Source organism: Salipaludibacillus aurantiacus, assembly GCF_900111295.1.
In the GTDB taxonomy this organism is placed as follows: domain Bacteria; phylum Bacillota; class Bacilli; order Bacillales; family Salisediminibacteriaceae; genus Salipaludibacillus; species Salipaludibacillus aurantiacus.
This window is the reverse complement of record NZ_FOGT01000002.1, coordinates 163,884-183,689: the sequence shown is the minus strand read 5'-3', so window position 1 is coordinate 183,689 and position 19,806 is coordinate 163,884. Positions and strand designations below refer to the sequence as shown.

Sequence of the window (19,806 nt, the reverse complement as noted above, 5' to 3'; positions counted from 1 at the left end):
AAGAAATAGCATGAGGAGGTGAATCAGTCTTGGATCTGATCTTACAAATCCTCATTTTGCTATTCACTGTAGCAATCGGTATCCTGGTTGGATACTTCGTTCGAAAATCTATCGCTGAAGCGAAAATCTCAAGTGCAGAGACGCTTGCCCGTCAAACTGTTGAAGATGCTAAGCGAGAAGCGGAAGCAAGTAAGAAAGAAGCTATCCTTGAAGCAAAAGATGAAGCTCATAAATTGCGTATGGATGCTGAGAAAGAAGTCCGTGATCGTCGAAACGATATTCAGAAACAGGAGAACCGGTTGGTTCAAAAAGAAGAAATATTAGATCGAAAAAGTGAAACGTTGGACAAAAAGGAAGAGACTCTTGAAAAGCGAGAAGAGCAATTGTCAAAACGTCAGCATGAAATCGACGAGATGAATAGCAAAGTCGAGGAATTAATGAACCAGCAGCAGCAAGAGTTAGAGAGAATTTCCGGGTTTTCCAGAGATGAAGCGAAAGATATTATTATGAAGACTGTAGAAAATGAATTAACCCATGAAAAGGCTGTTCTCGTAAAGGATGCTATCACCAAAGCGAAAGAAGAAGCCGACAAGAAAGCAAAAGAAATTCTTTCATTGTCTATCCAAAGGTGTGCAGCGGATCACATAGCTGAAACTACTGTTTCAGTAGTAAACTTGCCTAATGATGAAATGAAAGGCCGTATTATTGGTAGAGAAGGCCGAAATATTCGTGCGTTAGAGACGCTGACCGGTATTGATCTCATTATCGATGATACGCCAGAAGCGGTTATTCTTTCAGGGTTTGACCCTATTCGAAGGGAAATTGCTAAAACAACTCTTGAAAAACTTGTCCAGGACGGGAGAATTCACCCGGCACGTATTGAAGAAACGGTGGATAAGTCGAGAAGAGAAGTTGATGAACTGATACGTGAATACGGCGAACAAACGACATTTGAAATGGGAATTCACAATTTGCATCCTGATTTAATCAAAATTTTAGGACGTTTAAAATTCCGTACAAGTTACGGCCAGAATGTGCTTAAACATTCTATGGAAGTGGCTCACTTAAGCGGAATCATGGCCGCTGAATTAGGGGAAGATGTTCAGCTTGCCCGCCGCGCCGGTCTTCTTCACGATATCGGTAAAGCGATTGACCATGAAGTGGAAGGCAGTCACGTGGAAATAGGAGTCGAACTAGGAACTAAGTATAAAGAACATCCAGTTGTCATAAACAGTATTGCATCACATCATGGGGATACAGAAGCAACATCAGTGATTGCTACCTTGGTGGCCGCAGCTGACGCTTTATCTGCTGCCAGACCAGGAGCCAGACGGGAAACATTGGAAACATATATTAAACGTCTGGAGAAACTTGAAGAAATCTCTGAATCCTTTGAAGGCGTTGAGAAAACATACGCGATACAGGCTGGACGGGAAGTTCGTATTATGGTTAAACCGGATTTCATTACAGACGAAGATTCCTACAGTCTTGCAAGGGATATTACTAAAAAAATTGAAGATGAACTTGACTACCCGGGTCACATTAAAGTGACAGTCATTCGTGAAACAAGGGCAGTCGAGTATGCGAAATAAAGTGGTAACTATACCACTTTATTTTTCTTTAATGACGTTTAAACGTCATTAGTTACCAAAATACTGATAGGGAAGCCTTTTTAATTGAGATCTTACAGCATTAACACTATTGAAGGAGTTTATAATAATGAATATTTTATTTATTGGGGATATTGTCGGTTCCAATGGAAGACAGGCATTAAATGAATATTTACCTAAGCTTAAAGCGAAATACCGTCCGGATATAACGATTGTCAATGGAGAAAATGCAGCCGGAGGCAAAGGATTGACGAACAAAATTTATAATGAGATTCTTCAGGCAGGCGCAGATATCGTTACGATGGGGAACCACACGTGGGATAAAAAAGAGATTTTTGAATTTATTAATGATGCTCCCCGTCTTATACGGCCGGCTAACTTTCCTGAAGGCACCCCTGGTAAAGGCTATGTCATTCATAAAGCAGGCAATCAGAAAATAGCCGTGATTAACGCGCAGGGAAGGACGTTTTTGCCAGCCATTGATTGTCCGTTTAAAAAAATTGACGACATCTTAGCGGAAGTGAAAAAAGAAACATCTTTAATATTTCTGGATTTTCACGCGGAAGCGACCAGTGAAAAACTGGCTATGGGCTGGTACCTGGATGGAAAGGTATCGGCGGTAGTAGGGACCCATACTCATGTTCAAACAGCAGATGAACGCATTTTGCCGGATGGGACAGCCTATATTACCGATGCTGGAATGACAGGGCCATACGATGGCATTCTCGGTGTAGAACGTGATGTCGTTATTCAGAGATTTCTGACAAGTTTACCCGCAAGGTTTGAAGTCACTAAAGGAAGGGAACAATGTAACGGAGTATTTATTAAAGCAGATAATCAAACCGGCCGTGCAAGTGACATTAAAAGGATTTCAATTAACGAAGACAGACCTTTTTTCGATTAAATTGAAAAAAAGTATATATTTCCATGTTTTGAATATATACAAAAAGAGGTAAGGATTATATAAGTCATATTTATCCTAATCAGTTATATTATGAAAGATAGATAAATAACTGACAAACACCGCATAGTTAATTCCTAACTGGTAGAGCAATCCACTTTTAAACCTACAACCTTGAGGAGGTACTGAAATGGAAGTATTAAAAGTTTCAGCAAAATCCAATCCAAATTCTGTAGCCGGAGCATTAGCGGGAGTAATTCGAGAAAGAGGATCTGCCGAGATTCAGGCGATTGGAGCAGGTGCTCTCAATCAGTCTATCAAAGCTGTTGCCATTGCGAGAGGTTTTGTGGCTCCAAGCGGTATCGACTTAATTTGCATTCCTGCCTTTACAGATATTCAAATTGATGGTGAGGAAAGAACGGCTATTAAACTGATCATTGAACCAAGATGATAATCGGCTGCTTAACAGACTGCTGTTAAGCAGTTTTTTTGTGAACATTTTTCCCAGAATCTCTCTATCCGAAAATATAAGAATTTTCGTGCTTTAAGTAAATGTGAAAGTTATGTTACAATATAAAGGAGGATAGGAAAAAGACAGTGAAAACGCTTACTTAGCTGCGGGGCAATACTTCCGGTTCCTATGAAGGGCCTTTTCACATAATTTTTCCGTTAAAATAAGAGATGCGGGTAGTGTCTTGAAAGTCGAGGTGTTTCATACACGTTCAACCATTCAAGTGACATACTAGCAGTTACATAAACAAAGAATCTTATATGAATGTATTCACATTCACACACAGCAGAGATGCAGTAAGGTTGTAAAGCAGAAAAGTGGCATTGTGAAATCAAAAAGGGGTGTAGCGAAAATGATAAAACAACTTTCATGGAAAGTTGGGGGACAGCAAGGTGAAGGTATTGAAAGTACCGGGGAAATATTCTCAATGGCTTTGAATCGACAAGGCTATTACTTATACGGGTACAGGCACTTTTCTTCACGAATTAAAGGGGGCCACACAAATAATAAAATACGTGTGAGTACCTTTCAAACGAATTCAATCTCTGATGATTTAGATATATTAGTCGCGTTCGACCAGGAAACCATTGACGTCAATCACCATGAGCTCTCTGCTGGAGGCGTTGTAATCGGCGACAGCAAATTCGGCCCGAAACTGCCGGAAGGTTCCCAGGCTAAATTATTTTCTGTGCCGTTCACTGAAATTGCCACGGAATTAGGGACATCTCTTATGAAAAACATGGTAGCCGTAGGAGCTTCAGCTTCACTATTAGGTCTGCAGTCAGATATCTTTAAATCTGTCGTCGAACAGATTTTCTCTAAAAAAGGTGAAGCAGTTGTCTTGAAAAATATGGATGCCATTGAAGCGGGCAGGAAATATTTTGAGAAAGAATCAGCCGGCAGTGTTGGAGACTTCCAGCTCGAAAAAGCTGATGGAAACCACCGGCTGTTTATGATTGGAAACGATGCTATTGCTCTTGGAGCTCTTGCAGGAGGAGCAAGATTTATGCCGGCTTACCCAATCACTCCTGCTTCTGAAATAATGGAATATTTAATTAAAAAACTGCCTGAGTACGGTGGAACAGTTATACAGACAGAAGATGAAATTGCAGCGTGTACGATGGCTATCGGTGCCAATTATGCCGGAGTGCGGTCATTGACAGCTTCCGCCGGTCCTGGTCTTTCACTGATGATGGAAGCAATCGGTCTGAGCGGCATTACTGAAACACCGCTTGTCATTGTTGATACTCAGCGGGGAGGACCAAGTACCGGCCTGCCTACAAAACAGGAGCAATCGGACATATTTGCTATGATTTATGGTACTCACGGTGAGATTCCTAAAGTTGTTATGGCTCCTTCAAGTGTAGAGGAAGCATTTTATGACGCGGTAGAGGCGTTTAACATTGCGGAAGAGTACCAGGTGCCTGTCATTCTTATTACAGATTTAGCCCTCTCATTAGGAAAACAGACGGTTGATCCGCTGGACTTTAACAGAGTTAAAATTCGAAGAGGAAAGCTGGACATTAATGAAGAACTGCCTGAACTTGACAAAGGGACCTACTTCAAACGGTATGAAGTAACAGAAGACGGCGTTTCCAAGCGTGTCATTCCAGGCATGAAACACGGACTGCACCATGTCACCGGGGTTGAACATAATGAACAGGGCAAACCTTCAGAAAGCCCTGAAAACCGAAAAGCTCAAATGGATAAACGGATGAAAAAACTTGAGAGCCTTGTTGACCGGTTCCCCGAACCTGTGCTTAAGAATGAACAGCACGAGGAAGCAGATATGCTTATTATCGGGGTTAACTCAACAAAAGGCACTATTGAGGAAGTATTGCCCCGCCTTGAGGAAGACGGTGTGAAAGTTAACCACGGCCATATCAGGCTTCTGCACCCGTTCCCGGCTGAAGAACTTCAGTCTATGATTAATAAAGCCAAAAAAGTGGTTGTGGTGGAAAACAACGCAACTGGTCAAATCGCCCAATTACTGAAAATGAATACAAATGTGGAAAAAGTTGAATCAATTTTGAAGTATGACGGAAATCCGTTTTTACCTTCCGAAATCCATCACGAATGCAAGGAGCTGTTCGCATATGGCAACCTTTAAAGATTTTAGAAATAACGTTAAACCAAACTGGTGTCCAGGCTGCGGAGACTTCTCTGTCCAGGCAGCAATTCAGAGGGCAGCTGCCAACGCAGGAGTAGTTCCTGAAGAGCTTGCAGTTGTTTCCGGTATTGGCTGTTCCGGGCGGATTTCCGGCTATATTAACTCTTATGGCTTGCACGGTATTCATGGACGCGCCCTGCCGATCGCACAGGGAGTCAAAATGGCAAACCGTGAACTCACTGTCATTGCCTCCGGAGGTGATGGAGACGGCTTTGCTATCGGGATGGGTCATACGGTACATGCAATCCGGCGAAACATCGATGTGACTTACATTGTTATGGATAATCAGATTTACGGCCTGACTAAAGGGCAGACTTCCCCGCGAAGTGAAATGGGCTTCAAAACAAAGAGTACACCGGCAGGTTCAATTGAGTCTTCCTTAAATGTTATGGAAATGGCTCTCACAGCAGGTGCCAGTTTCGTAGCACAAAGTTTCTCAAGTGATTTAAAAGAATTGACTTCACTTATTGAAAAAGGTATTGAACATAAAGGTTTCTCATTAATTAACGTATTCAGTCCTTGCGTCACGTTTAACAAAGTCAATACGTATGACTGGTTTAAAGAGAACCTTACGTCCCTTTCAACAATTGAGGATTACAATCCGTCCAGCCGCATGCAGGCAATGAATACGCTCATGGAGCATGACGGTCTAGTGACAGGCCTTATTTACCAGGATAAAGATAAACCTTCATATGAGGCTTTAGTGAATGGATTTAAAGAAGAAGCTCTTGCGACACAGGATATTAATCTTGAAAAAGAGCAATTTGATAAACTCACTGCAGAATTCATGTAAACAGGAGGCATCACGAAGCCCTTTTAATTGAATGTTCTAATTATAGAGCCCCCCTATTTTTATAGTAAATAGGGGGGCTTTCATTTTGGGTAAATAGACCTTTTCATAATTAACTTAAACCTTGCTGACCTCTCGTGCAGGCTTCTCAGGGAGCTTTTTTTTCGGTTTTATCACCCACTCACCAGCTTCAGGTTGCACTAAATAAATTTTTTTAAAATAAATTTTCCTGAAGAATCATTTGTCCTTGTGAGGTGTACAGTTTTGTTTACGTGGACATAGCATCATGCTAGAATAAAGACAGTGATTTGCCGAGATGATTTTCGTGTATATTTTTAACGTTTTAAAGGTCTAATTGAGAGGAAATAAAGGGGTGGATAATTAATGAGGGGTAAAATGAAAGCGATTGTAAAAGAACAAAGGGCCCCGGGGGCGATTTTAAAAGAAGTGCCTGTACCGGAAATCGGTGACCAGGAAGTCCTTATCCAGGTAAAAGCAACTTCTATTTGCGGCACGGATGTTCACATTTATACGTGGGATGAATGGTCAGAAAGCCGTGTCAAACCTCCGTATGTTTTTGGGCACGAATTTGCAGGAATTGTGGTAGAGAAAGGTAAACTGGTCAATAATGTCGAAGTAGGAGACCACGTTTCTGCGGAGACTCATATCGTATGCGGCCATTGCCCGCAATGTCTGACCGGCCAGGCGCATATATGCGCTAACACAGAAATTATCGGGGTGGACCGTGATGGATGCTTCGCTGAGTATGTCGCGCTGCCGGCCGAAAACTTGTGGAAGAATGACCGGGAGCTTTCTTTCGAAGAAGCGAGCGTCCAGGAGCCATTTGGAAACGCTGTCCATACTGTTTTAGAAGGCGATGTCACCGGAAAGACGGTGGCAGTCATTGGATGCGGGCCGATAGGAATTATGGCAGTAGGGGTCGCAAAAGCAGCCGGTGCTTCGCAGGTCATTGCGTTTGATTTGAATAATTACCGCCTTGACTTGGCAGAAAAAATGGGAGCCACCCGTACAGTTAATTCCGGTGTGGAAAATCCGCTTGAAGTTGTCCGTAAACTGACTGAGAATAATGGCGTGGATATCGTCTGTGAAATGAGCGGACATCCGATTGCTATGGACCAGGGTTTTAAAATGGTTACAAACGGAGGAAGAGTATCAATCCTCAGTCTTCCTGTTAAACCGGTCGAAATCGACGTTACTAATGATATTGTATTTAAAGGTATTACTGTTCAAGGGATTACAGGCAGAAAAATGTATGAAACGTGGCAGCAGGTTTCCGGTCTTCTCGGTTCGGGTCAGGTTGATTTGAAACCAATGATCACACATCATTTTCCATTGGAAGACTTTGAAAAAGGTTTTGATTTAATGATTGAAGGTAAGTGCGGGAAAGTAGTACTACATCCATAGACAAGGAGGAATCAGTTTTATGAAAGGTTTCGAATATTTAGAAGAAGAATTACAAGGAATGAAAGAGGACGGAGTATTCAGGTCTCTTGTTCCGCTTCAGTCTGATCAAGGGGCAAAAGTTAAAATTGGCGGGAAAGAAGTCATTCAGCTCTCATCCAATAACTATCTTGGTTTGACCACCCACCCGAAAATGAAGCTTGAGGCTGTCCGGGCAGTTGACCAGTATGGTGCAGGAACCGGATCAGTAAGAACAATAGCCGGGACGTTTTCTATGCATGAGGAATTTGAAAAAAAATTAGCTGAATTTAAACATACTGAAGCTACACTTGTTTTACAGTCCGGTTTTACCGCTAATCAGGCGATTCTTTCTTCTATTTTAACGAAAGAAGATGTCGTTATCTCCGACGAATTAAACCACGCTTCCATTATTGACGGCATCAGGCTTACTAAAGCCGGCCGAAAAATTTACAAACATGTCGATATGAAGAGCCTGGAAGATGCTTTAAAAGAAACTCAGGATTACAGAAAACGTCTTGTAGTGACTGATGGCGTCTTCTCTATGGATGGAAATATCGCGCCGCTTCCTGAAATTGTGGAGCTGTGTGAAAAATATGATGCTCTTGTAATGGTGGATGATGCCCATGCAAGCGGTGTGCTGGGTCGAAATGGCCGCGGAACCGTTGACCACTTCGATTTGAACGGCCGTGTGCACATTCAGGTAGGGACATTAAGTAAAGCGATCGGGGTGCTGGGCGGTTATATTGCCAGTACTCAGGCGGTCAGGGATTACCTCATTCATAAAGGACGTCCGTTCTTATTCAGTACTTCCCACCCGCCGGCAGTCACAGCGGCTTGTTCCAAAGCAATTGATGTCCTGCTTGAAGAACCAGAGCGTATTGACCGTTTATGGGATAATACAAAATACTTTAAAGCAGGGTTGGAGAAACTCGGTTTTGATACAGGAAAAAGTGACACCCCTATTACTCCGGTTGTCATTGGGGACGGGGCAAAAGCTCACCAGCTGTCTGATAAGCTGCTGGAATATGGTGTCTTTGCCCAAGGTATAGCCTTCCCAACTGTGCCTAAGGGGAAAGCACGTGTAAGAACAATCGTTACTGCAGACCATACGAAAGAACTGCTGGACGAAGCATTGAAAGCATTTGAAAAAGCCGGTAAAGAGCTCGGTATTATTTAATACGGGAGCAAAAGTGGCTGAAGTAAAAGAATACTCACTAGAAAAACATCCGGACAATATTCGTAAAATATTGTCCGGATGTTTTTTAAGGATGACCTCTGTCTTTTATCCTGTAATCACAGTTGTATAAAGGTCTTAAACCATTTATAATTATAGGTTGTGAGAAATAATATAAAGGAGATTGATTAATATATGAATGAAGAACAACGCAAGGAGCAGACGCAAGCGATGGAGGGAACTTCTTCTGCGGACAAAAAATCCGGCCAGAAAAAGGACTACTCCCAGTATTTCCAGACCACCTATATTCCGCCTGACTTAAAGCAGGCCAAAAAACGCGGAAAAGAAGACGTGTCTGTCCATTATGACTTTGAGATCCCTGAAGATATGCAGGGCATCGGCAAAGGTAAAAAGTTCTTAATCAGGACTTACGGCTGCCAAATGAATGAACACGATTCAGAAAATATGGCTGGCATCCTTCTCCAGATGGGTTTTGAATCCACGTCACTTACTGAAGAAGCAGATGTTATTTTATTAAATACCTGTGCCATCCGTGAAAACGCTGAAAATAAAGTGTTTGGCGAGATCGGTAACTTGAAGCCTATGAAACGTGATAATCCGGGTCTTATTGTTGGTGTATGCGGTTGTATGTCACAGGAAGAGTCTGTCGTTAACCGGATTCTTCAAAAACACCAGCATGTCGATCTCATTTTCGGCACTCATAATATTCACCGTCTTCCTGAGTTGCTTAAAAATGCCATTTTTAACAAGGAAATGGTCGTTGAAGTGTGGTCTAAAGAGGGGGATATTATTGAAAATATGCCTCGCGCCCGTAAAGGACATTTCCAGGGGTGGGTTAATATTATGTACGGCTGCGATAAGTTCTGCACGTACTGTATTGTGCCTTATACAAGAGGGAAAGAGCGAAGCCGGCGCCCTGAAGATATTATTGAAGAAGTACGCCATTTAGCACGCAATGGATATAAAGAAATTACGCTTCTTGGCCAGAACGTTAACGCTTACGGTAAGGATCTGGCGGATATGGACTACGGACTGGGAGACTTAATGGACGAAATCCGCAAAATTGACATTCCCCGTGTCCGCTTTACGACCAGCCATCCGCGCGACTTTGATGATCATCTTATTGAAGTGCTTGCTAAAGGAGGCAACCTCGTTGAGCATATTCATTTGCCCGTCCAAAGCGGAAACAGCGAGGTGCTTAAACTGATGGCTCGTAAATATACGAGAGAACAGTACGTTGAGTTGGCAGAAAAAATTAAAAAGGCGATGCCGCACGCGTCATTTACTACTGATATTATTGTCGGCTTCCCTAATGAAACGGAAGAGCAGTTCGAGGACACGCTTTCTCTCATGAAAGAAATGGACTACGACAGCGCGTACACGTATATTTACTCGCCTCGTGAAGGCACGCCGGCAGCCAAGATGGAAGACAATGTCCCAATGGACGTTAAAAAAGACCGACTCCAGCGCCTGAACGCTGTTGTGAACGATATTTCAGCCAGAAAAAATAAGGCATATGAAGGAAAAGTAGTCGAAGTATTAGTTGAAGGTGAAAGTAAGAAAAACCCTGATGTATTAATGGGGCGTACCCGAACAAATAAACTAGTTAACTTCAGAGGGCAGAAAACATCGATCGGTGAATTAATTAATGTTAAAATTACAGAGGCAAAAACCTGGTCTTTAGACGGTGAAGTTACAGAAACGGCAGAGGTGAAATAACATGAGTGAGTTGTATACTAAAAAAGAGATTACAGAAAAAGCCCGGGAATTGGCGTCTATGATTGCCGAAACGGAAGAAGTGGATTTCTTTAAAAGAGCTGAAGGACAAATAAATGAAAATTTACGAGTCCAGGAAATTATCGGCAAGATTAAATCGCTTCAAAAAGAAGCTGTTAATTTGAAACATTACCAGAAGTCAGAAGCTTTAAAAGCAACGGATGCTAAAATTGACGCGCTTCAGGATGAATTGGACGAGATTCCTTTAGTAAGGGAATTTAAACAATCGCAGACTGAAGTAAACCAGCTTCTGCAGATGGTCAGCAACACGATTTCAAATACAGTCACAAATAAAATTATTGAATCAACGGGCGGCGATTTGCTGCAGGGCACCACAACAAAAAGCCCGTTCAATAACGGCTGCTCATAATCATTATTAATCGTACCGCGATCGCCGGTGCGGTTTTTTTTTATCATTTTCCGGAACCCTAGCTGCCGCAAATGTTTTAAATGGAAGCTGACGTGAAATACCTTCCTTAAACAGATATGAAAAGGGGCGTTATTGAATGGAAAGTGAGCAATTTTTTAGCGGCACATTTGAAGAGTCACGGTCACAGTTCCGTAAGTCGCTGAAAGAAATTGGGACATACTGGCCTAATGCCAGGCTTGAGACATATTACACAGGAAGTGAAGAAGACGATAATACAACTGATATTCTCGCGGCTGATGCTTTGTCGGAAAAGCAGGAACTGATTATTATTACGACAGGTGAGCACGGCATTGAAGGATATACAGGAAGCGCGTTTTTACAGCTTTTTATTGAAGAATATATGCCGTTAATCAACCCTGAAACAACGGGGCTGCGGCTCGTGCATGCAGTGAACCCGTGGGGAATGAGGCATTTTAGAAGAGTGACTGAAAATAACATAGATTTAAACAGGAACTATATTAGAGACTGGGAGAATACAGCAGGGGCTGTAGATGAAACATTTGCCCGTAAAAAGGAAATCTTTCTTCCAGGTTCACGTATTGAAAACTTAAGCACCCATAAGAGGGAATTAAATAAAGCTTTAACTGAAGCATTTACTCATGAAGAGCTGGCAGTGCTGAAGGATGGCCCCCCTGGCCAGTATAAGTATAAAAGAGGGATTTATTACGGAGGGAACAGTTTTGACGAACCGGCACAAAAATTAAAAAGCAGGTATTTTGATTGGGTAAAGGAGTACAGCCATCCTGTTCATATTGATATTCATTCCGGAGGCGGTCCGAAAGATGACCTGACATTAATATTTACAAAGTCAGATAAAAGGAGTGAAGAGGAGCTGCAAAAAGAGCTTTCTTATAAACAAGTAGTAAAAAGTGATGATGACAATGTTTATGGTGAGTCAAACTTATATTTGCAGGAGTCTGTCAGAGAAAACTTTCCCCAAAAAAGAACAGTGACATGTCTATTTGAATTCGGCACCATCGCGGAGACTCTTAATGACCTCGTTTTTTGTACACAGACAATGATTAATGAAAATCAGCTTTATTTTAATGGTGTTTTAGAAAGGGAAGATGAAAAGGAAATTATAAGAGATTTCAGGAGACTATTCTATCCTGATAAGAAAGAATGGCGGAAGCAGGTCATAGATAAAGGGCGGACAGGCATAGAAGCCATCCTCTCCAGCGAAAATATAGAACTGTCCAAATGACCAGCTCCTAAATTTTAGAAAGGTCAGGACACGCGGAGGAATCTGAAGATCATTCAGATTGATTTTTTATTATTACCACCCGTATTAAAAGTTCTGCGCCACAACCTATGAAAGTATACGCCTCCGGTGAACGTAGGCGAGGACACCCAGAGGATCAGGCGCAGTCTGAAGATCCAATTCAACGAAGCTCCAGGCTGAGTTGAATTTAGCTGAAGACAAGCCCTAGGGTAAGGCTTCGCCGGGAGTGAACCGGCAGATTAAGGAAAGCTTTTTAGACCATCCTACTGACTGAAATCACTGCTTTTATTTTGGCAGAGTTAATCCTCTATAAGTACAAAAGCGGCAATCCTAAGAAATATCATAAGAGGTTTCTTAGGATTTCTTTATGGTCACTATTCTTTTGTCCCACCCTCTTTTAATTTTATCCATTTAAATTTGAGCATGTTTTTGGAATAAGCCACATATAAATAATTGAACTCATGATACGAGTAGGTGTGCAAATACACGATGGCACATGAGCCATTTATCTGCATGCTGTGGAAATTGGACTGTATCTAATTCATAGTACGAAAAGTTAGTGGCTCATTATTGTGTGAGGAGGGAAAAAGATGTCATCAGAGAAAGATGTGCATTACAGACAGATTATAACAAAGGCTGTATGTGGAAAAGGGCGGAAGTTTTCAGAAACAAAGCATAAAATTACCCCTGCGGAAAAGCCGACGAGTATTTTAGGCTGTTGGCTTATTAACCACAAATACACCTCTGCCAAAAAGGGGGATGCCGTTGAAATAAACGGCACTTATGACTGCAATATCTGGTATTCGTATTCAGGAAATACGAAAACCAATGTAGCTACAGAGACCGTTTCCTATACGGAAGTAGTCCCTCTGGTAATGCAGGACAGTGATATTCTTTCAGAAGACCTTGAAGTTATTTCCAGGGCGACCCAGCAGCCAAATACATTAGAGGCACTGATTGCGTCTAATGACCGGGATGTTGAGGTGCAGGTAGAAAAAGAATTTGCAGTAGAAGTAATTGGTGAGACAAAAATGACTGTTCAGGTAAATCCAAACGCTTCGGTAGAGGAGTGGGATGAGGAAGCCTGGGATGACACGATCGATGATGAGGAATTTGAAGATCTGGATACCAACTTCTTGGCGGGAGAATTAGAAGAGTAGTTAAAAAAACAAAGATGATAAAGAGTCCCGGGTGTATTGGGGCTCTTTTCCTGTGTTTTTCAAGCTGAATGTTAAGGTTTCGAAACCTTGCGGGGGCTGGCTCCACACCGGATGACTTTAACCGTACCTTTCCAGAATGCTTCCGTTAAATCCTTTAAACGGTTATGTTATAATTAATCCGTATTTATAAAGAACTTAATCAATTAAGGATGATACATATGGCAGCAGTCACACCAATGATGGAACAATACTTAAGAATTAAGGCACAGTATGAAGATGCCTTTTTATTTTTTCGGCTCGGCGATTTTTATGAACTGTTTTATGAAGACGCGAAAAAAGCCGCTAAAGAACTGGAAATTACGTTAACCGCCAGAGGAAAGGGCGACGACCGTATTCCGATGTGCGGTGTGCCTTATCATTCCTCAGACCAATATATCTCCCAGCTTATTGAAAAAGGCTACAAAGTCGCCATTTGTGAACAGACAGAAGACCCTGCGCAAGCAAAAGGAGTCGTAAAGAGGGAAGTCGTGCAAATTATCACGCCGGGGACAGTCATGGAAGGGTATGCCCTGCAGGAAAAAGAAAATAACTACCTCCTGTCTGTTACTCCTTTTGAAGGAAATGAATTCGGCCTTGCAGGCGCTGATATGACTACAGGAGAATTGATGGTCACTACGCTGGCTGATTTTGAAGAATTAATTAACGAAATGGCCGGGTACAGGCCGCGGGAAGTCATTGTCCCGTCAACTTTTTCCGAAGAAAAACAACAGCTGCTTGAAAGGCGGCTCCACGTGACGTTGTCTTTTGAAGACCATACAGAGCCTGTGGAAGAAGCAGCCGCTTTAGTGGACGGATTATCAGATGGAAAAATAAAAGAAACCTGTTACCAATTAATCCGGTATCTTAAGCAAACAACGAAACGATCGTTGGATCATCTGAGGCCAGCTGTTTTTTACCTTCCTCAGGAATATATGTCGATGGATGTCCATTCAAAGCGTAATCTGGAATTAGTTGAAACGTTAAGAGAAAAGAAAAAACAGGGCTCTCTCCTCTGGGTGCTGGACCGGACAGAAACGGCCATGGGAGGAAGAATGCTTAAGCAGTGGATTGAACGGCCTCTTTTAAACAGACAGACTGTAGAAAAAAGGCACGAACTTGTCGGTGCTCTTATCGACCGTTTTTTCGAACGGGAGGCACTGCAGGAACAGCTGCAGGGCGTTTATGATCTTGAGCGTTTATCAGGCCGGGTGGCGTTTGGAAATGTTAACGGACGTGATTTAATCCAGCTGAAAAAATCGCTTGAAAAAGTGCCTGATATTTTTGAGACGGTAAAAAGTCTTGAGAGCTCGTTTGGAAATTCCCTTATGGAGGGCGTAGGGGACTGCCAGGAACTGAGAAGACTGCTTGAAGAAAGCATTGAGGAAGATTGTCCTGTAAGTATTACGGAAGGCGGTCTTATAAAAGACGGTTATTCTGAACAGCTCGATGACTACCGGAATGCGATGAGAAACGGTAAAGCTTGGATTGCTGCCCTTGAGAAGCAGGAAAAAGAAATAACGGGTATCCGCTCGCTGAAAGTAGGTTTCAACAAAGTATTCGGGTATTATATTGAAGTGACCAAACCTAATCTTCCGCAGCTTCCTGAAGGAAGATATGAACGGAAGCAGACCCTGACAAATGCCGAACGGTTTATTACTGAAGAACTGAAGGAAAAAGAAGCGCTGATCCTGGAAGCAGAAGAGAAAAGCGAAAAGCTGGAGTATGAGCTATTCATGAAAATAAGGGAGCAGGTTAAAGCGTTTATCCGTCCGCTTCAGCAGCTTGCTAATGTGATCAGTGCCTTTGATGTGTTGCAGAGTTTCGCCGAAGTAGCGGAACGGAACCGCTACGTTAAACCGGAACTGAAGGCGGAAGGAGAAGTCGACATCCGTGACGGACGGCATCCTGTAGTTGAGAAAATGATCGATGAAGGAGACTACGTGTCAAACGATATTCTATTAAAAGACGACCGAGAGCTTCTGCTGATCACAGGGCCGAACATGGCAGGTAAGAGTACTTATATGAGACAGCTTGCGCTGATTTCCATTATGGCTCAAACAGGAAGCTATGTTCCTGCCAGTGAAGCCGTTCTGCCTGTTTTTGACCAGATTTTTACTAGAATAGGGGCAGCTGACGATCTCGCCCACGGCCAAAGTACGTTCATGGTAGAAATGCTTGAAACTAAACACGCTGTTTCAAAGTCTACGAGGAACAGTCTCATTCTTCTTGACGAGATTGGCAGGGGGACGTCCACTTACGACGGGATGTCGCTTGCTCAGGCCATTATTGAATATATTCATGATGAAATCGGCGCCAAAACGCTGTTTTCGACACACTACCATGAACTGACAAGCCTTGAGAACAAACTGGACAGGTTAAAAAATGTCCATGTCTCAGCAAAGGAAGAAGATGGATCGGTTGTTTTTCTCCATAAAGTGATTGACGGAGCAGCTGACCGAAGTTACGGCATTTATGTGGCTGAGCTGGCTGAACTTCCTGATAAGCTGATCAGCAGGGCTAAGGCCATTTTAAAAGAGTTTGAACAGGAACAATCCGATTTGAAAGAACATAAAAACAGAGTGGCGGAAGAAAGCATTCAATCCGGACAGGAACGGACTTCTTTTTTCGGGAATGAAGAAGCGGGGCCGCAGCAGCTGAGCCTGTTTCCTGAAGAAGCGGAGGCACAGGAAGCGTCCCGCCAGTTAAATAAAAGCCAGGAGAAGGTTCTTTCCCAGCTTTCCTCAGCAAACCTGCTTCACATTACGCCGATTGAAGCGATACAATTGCTGGATAAACTGCAAAGGAACCTGAATAATTAACAGCAAGGAGGTGGCAGAATGGCAAAGATTTTTCAGCTGAATGAGCATCTTTCGAACAAAATTGCTGCCGGAGAAGTGGTCGAGCGTCCCGCTTCCGTTGTAAAAGAATTAGTAGAAAACGCAATCGATGCAAACAGTACAACGATCCGGGTGGATGTGGAAGAGGGCGGACTTGCTTCAATCCGGGTGCTTGATGACGGTGACGGTATTGAAGAAGATGATCTTGAAACGGCTTTTGACCGGCATGCCACAAGTAAAATTAAATATGACCAGGATTTATTTCGCATTAAAACGCTTGGTTTCCGCGGAGAAGCTTTACCGAGTATTGCTTCTGTCTCCAAGCTAACTTTAAAGACAAGTTCAGGAAACCATGAGGGGCATGAACTGTACGTGGAAGGCGGGCATATTAAAGAGAGGAAATCGGCTTCCCCGAGAAAAGGAACGGAAATCAGAATTACTGATTTGTTTTACAATACGCCGGCCAGGCTGAAGTATTTAAAGACGATTCACACGGAATTAGGGCATATTTCCGATGTGATGAACCGGATGGCTTTATCCCACCCTGAAAAATCGTTTATCCTGACCCATAACCGCAAAACAGTTTTACAGACTGCCGGGAATGGTGATCTGACCCGTGTGATAGCATCTATTTACGGAACGTCAGTAGCCCGTAAAATAATTAAAACAGAATCTGAGTCACTTGATTTTAAAATTACCGGCTATATTGCCAAGCCGGAAGTTACCCGTTCAAACCGGTCGTATATGTCTACGATTATCAATGGTCGTTTTGTTAAAAATTATGCCCTTGTCAGAGCGATCCAGGAAGGGTACCATACGCTCCTGCCGATCGGCAAGTTCCCGCTTGTCGTCCTTCATATTGAGATGAATCCGCTCTTAGTGGATGTCAATGTCCACCCCTCCAAGCTGGAAGTGAGGATCAGTAAGGAAGGCAAACTTCAGGAACTTGTCACGGCAATGATCAAAGACGCGTTTAAGCAGGTCCGGCTCATTCCGGAAGTCTCAGAAAAAATAACTGTTAAGCGTGAGAAACCGGAACAGATGGTTTTTAACTTTCAACATGAAGCAGCTCCGTCCGAGGAAAAGCAATCTGCCAGAACGGAAGAACCATCAGGCAAAGTTTATAAAGAGCGGCCGGTTGATTCAAATGAAACTTCCTCCGTCCGTGAGTCTGTTCCTGAGGTTGAAGAGCAAGCTCGTGATGAAGCGGACAACAGTCTGAAAGCCGGGTTGGCGCCGTTAACGGATGAGAAGAAGATAGAGGAGGAAGCGGACCAGCCTTTAACCGGCGGGCAGCAAGAACCGGAAGAAAACCTGTCCGACGGTCAAAGCGGACGGGTCCCTGTTCTGTATCCGATTGGCCAGCTGCACGGGACGTATATTCTGGCACAAAATGAACAAGGATTATATATGATTGACCAGCACGCCGCACAGGAGCGCATTAAATATGAATATTTCCGGGATAAGCTGGCATCGGAGGACCGGCGTCTTCAGGATCTTATTGTTCCTATCACATTTGACTTTACCGCACAGGAGGCGTCTCTTGTAACGGAGCATAAAAAGACGTTGGAACAAGCAGGCTTGTTTCTGGAAGCCTTTGGTTCCAACACATATATGGTCCGTTCCTGCCCTGTCTGGTTCCCTGAAGGCCACGAAGAGGAAACAATTTCTGAAATACTTGAGCAATTAAAAAACGAGCGGACGATTAACATAGGGAAAATCAGGGAAGAAGCAGCGATTCTCATGTCATGCAAGGCGGCTATTAAAGCAAACCGCCATTTAACGACAGACGAAATGTTTCAGCTTCTTGAGACCCTCAGAACGTGCGAGGATCCATTTACGTGTCCTCACGGGCGTCCCATTCTCGTTCACTACTCCACATATGATATCGAACGGATGTTTAAAAGAGTTATGAGTTAGAAAAAATGATAAGAAGGTGAGGACGACACATGATTGAATACGGAATCGTGACGACTCCCGGCCGTCCTTCGTCCCATGCAGTATTGAAAGCTCAACAGCTGGCAGGGAAGTGGGGGCTCCCTTTTGCAAGAAGAAATAAACGGTCATTAAAAAGAATGATTGAAGACTATGGCGCACCTGTCTTTATTGTATCCAGGGAGCGTATTGAAGTGCATAAGGGCGCCGGCTGTCCTCCTTTCTTTTTTCATCCGAACGGAGCAATGTTCCGGGCGAAGCAATTCTACAGGTACGGCAAAGATCCTTTAGTAGACGCCTGCAGGCTCCAGCCCGGAGACACAGTTGTGGATGCCACCCTTGGCCTTGCTTCAGATGCCCAGCTTGCAAGTCTGGCTGTCGGGGAAAAAGGGAAAGTCACCGGCCTTGAATCTTCTCCTGTCATCGCAGCTATAGTTAAAGAAGGGCTGCTGTCCTATCAGTCTTCTTTTCAGCCTCTCAATGAGGCTATGAAACGGATTAAAGCAGTTAATGCCCGCCATGGGGAGTGGCTGAGAAACCAGCCGGACAACAGTGCTGACGTCATTTATTTTGATCCGATGTTTGAAGAAACAGTTAAACAGTCAAACGGATTTCAGCCGGTACGTTCATTTGCAAGCAAAGAAACTCTGACGGGTTCTGTCATAGAGGAAGCAATGCGGGTGGCTCGAAAACGGATTGTTTTAAAAGACCATTTCCGGAGCCGAAGGTTTGAAGAGTTCGGTTTTAAGGTTCATATCCGCCCGTCAGCCTCCTATCATTTTGGTGTGATAGAAACAGAAAAGAGTGAAATGAAATGACTAAAAAGAAACCTTTAGTAGTAATTGTCGGCCCGACTGCCGTCGGAAAAACAGACCTAAGCATCCGTCTGGCCGAAACATTCAACGGTGAAATTATAAGCGGTGATTCCATGCAAGTGTACCGCGGGATGGATATCGGTACAGCTAAAATAACCGAAAAAGAAATGAGAGGCATCCCTCATCATTTGGTGAATATAAAAAAACCTGATGAAACTTTTTCTGTGGCTGATTTTCAAAACGAAGCCAAAAATTGCATAGCATCCATACATAAAAAAAGAAAAGTCCCGTTTCTCGTCGGCGGCACCGGCCTTTACGTTAATGCGGTCATTTATGATTACCAGTTTACGGATGCAAGCGAGGATCCTGCTTTCCGAAGTGAATTGGAAGCTTTTGCAGAAGAAAACGGCAACGAAGCGCTTCATAACCGGCTGAAAGAGGTTGATCCAGTCAGTTACAGGGAACTGCACCCAAATAACCGCCGCCGGGTCATCAGAGCTTTGGAAGTTTACAGGCTGACCGGTAAACCGTTAAGAGAAAGAGGGACTGAACAGGCTGCCAGTCCTTACGACACTGTGGTCATCGGGCTGACAATGGATAGAGAGCTTCTTTATGAACGGATCAACCAGAGAGTGGATCTGATGATTGAAGCCGGGCTGATTGACGAAGTGCGAGAACTGGCAGAAAAAGGATATTCTCGATGCCAGTCCATGCAGGCAATCGGCTACAAAGAAATAGTGCAATATATCGAAGGGGCCCTTTCTAAAGCGGATGCCATCGAACTTTTAAAGAAAAATTCCAGGCGTTTTGCAAAGAGGCAATTGACGTGGTTCCGTAATAAAATGGCCATTGACTGGTTTGATATGACAGAAGACAGGGAAGAAAAGTTAAAAGAAATTGATCATTTTTTAGAGGGAAAGTTGTTATAAATATAGAATATAGGTAATAATGCGAGAAGAGAAAGAGGAGGCC

At 43.2% G+C, this 19,806-nt stretch carries 15 protein-coding genes; all 15 read left to right on the top strand.

The features are described from left to right. Positions 1–29 precede the first annotated feature (29 nt). The 15 genes from rny (at position 30) to miaA (ending at position 19,763) form a co-directional block, all read left to right on the top strand. Positions 30–1,592 (top strand): ribonuclease Y, encoded by a 1,563-nt coding sequence (gene rny, locus BMW59_RS02910; protein WP_093047526.1) that lies wholly within the window; start codon positions 30–32, stop codon positions 1,590–1,592. Positions 1,593–1,719: 127 nt separating this feature from the next. Beyond that, positions 1,720–2,514 (top strand): TIGR00282 family metallophosphoesterase, encoded by a 795-nt coding sequence (locus BMW59_RS02905; protein ID WP_093047525.1) that lies wholly within the window; start codon positions 1,720–1,722, stop codon positions 2,512–2,514. Between the two features lie 187 nt (positions 2,515–2,701). Then, positions 2,702–2,962: a stage V sporulation protein S gene (locus BMW59_RS02900; protein WP_093047524.1), complete on the top strand. Its 261-nt coding sequence runs from the start codon at positions 2,702–2,704 to the stop codon at positions 2,960–2,962. A gap of 412 nt (positions 2,963–3,374) precedes the next feature. Continuing rightward, positions 3,375–5,132: a 2-oxoacid:acceptor oxidoreductase subunit alpha gene (locus BMW59_RS02895; protein WP_093047523.1), complete on the top strand. Its 1,758-nt coding sequence runs from the start codon at positions 3,375–3,377 to the stop codon at positions 5,130–5,132. Next, a complete protein-coding gene (locus BMW59_RS02890) occupies positions 5,119–5,985 on the top strand; it encodes a 2-oxoacid:ferredoxin oxidoreductase subunit beta (RefSeq protein ID WP_093047522.1) in 867 nt (288 codons plus the stop codon). The genes BMW59_RS02895 and BMW59_RS02890 overlap by 14 nt, the downstream gene beginning before the upstream one ends. 381 nt (positions 5,986–6,366) lie before the next feature. Next, the gene (gene tdh / locus BMW59_RS02885) at positions 6,367–7,407 is read left to right on the top strand and encodes an L-threonine 3-dehydrogenase (protein WP_093047521.1); all 1,041 of its coding nucleotides are present in this window, start codon (positions 6,367–6,369) and stop codon (positions 7,405–7,407) included. Between the two features lie 19 nt (positions 7,408–7,426). After that, positions 7,427–8,602 carry a glycine C-acetyltransferase gene (locus BMW59_RS02880; protein ID WP_093047520.1) on the top strand — a complete coding sequence of 392 codons (1,176 nt, stop codon included), beginning with the start codon at positions 7,427–7,429 and terminating at the stop codon, positions 8,600–8,602. A 192-nt stretch (positions 8,603–8,794) separates the two neighbouring features. Beyond that, positions 8,795–10,339: a tRNA (N6-isopentenyl adenosine(37)-C2)-methylthiotransferase MiaB gene (gene miaB / locus BMW59_RS02875; protein ID WP_093047519.1), complete on the top strand. Its 1,545-nt coding sequence runs from the start codon at positions 8,795–8,797 to the stop codon at positions 10,337–10,339. A gap of 1 nt (position 10,340) precedes the next feature. Continuing rightward, positions 10,341–10,766 carry a YlbF/YmcA family competence regulator gene (locus BMW59_RS02870; RefSeq protein ID WP_093047518.1) on the top strand — a complete coding sequence of 142 codons (426 nt, stop codon included), beginning with the start codon at positions 10,341–10,343 and terminating at the stop codon, positions 10,764–10,766. Between the two features lie 136 nt (positions 10,767–10,902). Beyond that, complete coding sequence (locus BMW59_RS02865; protein ID WP_093047517.1) at positions 10,903–12,030, top strand: M14 family metallopeptidase; 1,128 nt, start codon at positions 10,903–10,905, stop codon at positions 12,028–12,030. A gap of 608 nt (positions 12,031–12,638) precedes the next feature. Then, positions 12,639–13,208 (top strand): outer spore coat protein CotE, encoded by a 570-nt coding sequence (gene cotE, locus BMW59_RS02860; protein WP_093047516.1) that lies wholly within the window; start codon positions 12,639–12,641, stop codon positions 13,206–13,208. 218 nt (positions 13,209–13,426) lie between these two features. Further along, positions 13,427–16,066: a DNA mismatch repair protein MutS gene (mutS, locus tag BMW59_RS02855; protein WP_093047515.1), complete on the top strand. Its 2,640-nt coding sequence runs from the start codon at positions 13,427–13,429 to the stop codon at positions 16,064–16,066. 18 nt (positions 16,067–16,084) lie between these two features. Next, a complete protein-coding gene (mutL, locus tag BMW59_RS02850) occupies positions 16,085–18,004 on the top strand; it encodes a DNA mismatch repair endonuclease MutL (protein WP_093047514.1) in 1,920 nt (639 codons plus the stop codon). A gap of 29 nt (positions 18,005–18,033) precedes the next feature. Then, complete coding sequence (locus tag BMW59_RS02845) at positions 18,034–18,837, top strand: class I SAM-dependent methyltransferase (protein WP_093047513.1); 804 nt, start codon at positions 18,034–18,036, stop codon at positions 18,835–18,837. Beyond that, positions 18,834–19,763, top strand: a complete 930-nt coding sequence (gene miaA, locus BMW59_RS02840) for a tRNA (adenosine(37)-N6)-dimethylallyltransferase MiaA (RefSeq protein WP_093047512.1) — start codon at positions 18,834–18,836, stop codon at positions 19,761–19,763. The genes BMW59_RS02845 and miaA overlap by 4 nt, the downstream gene beginning before the upstream one ends. Positions 19,764–19,806: the final 43 nt, after the last annotated feature.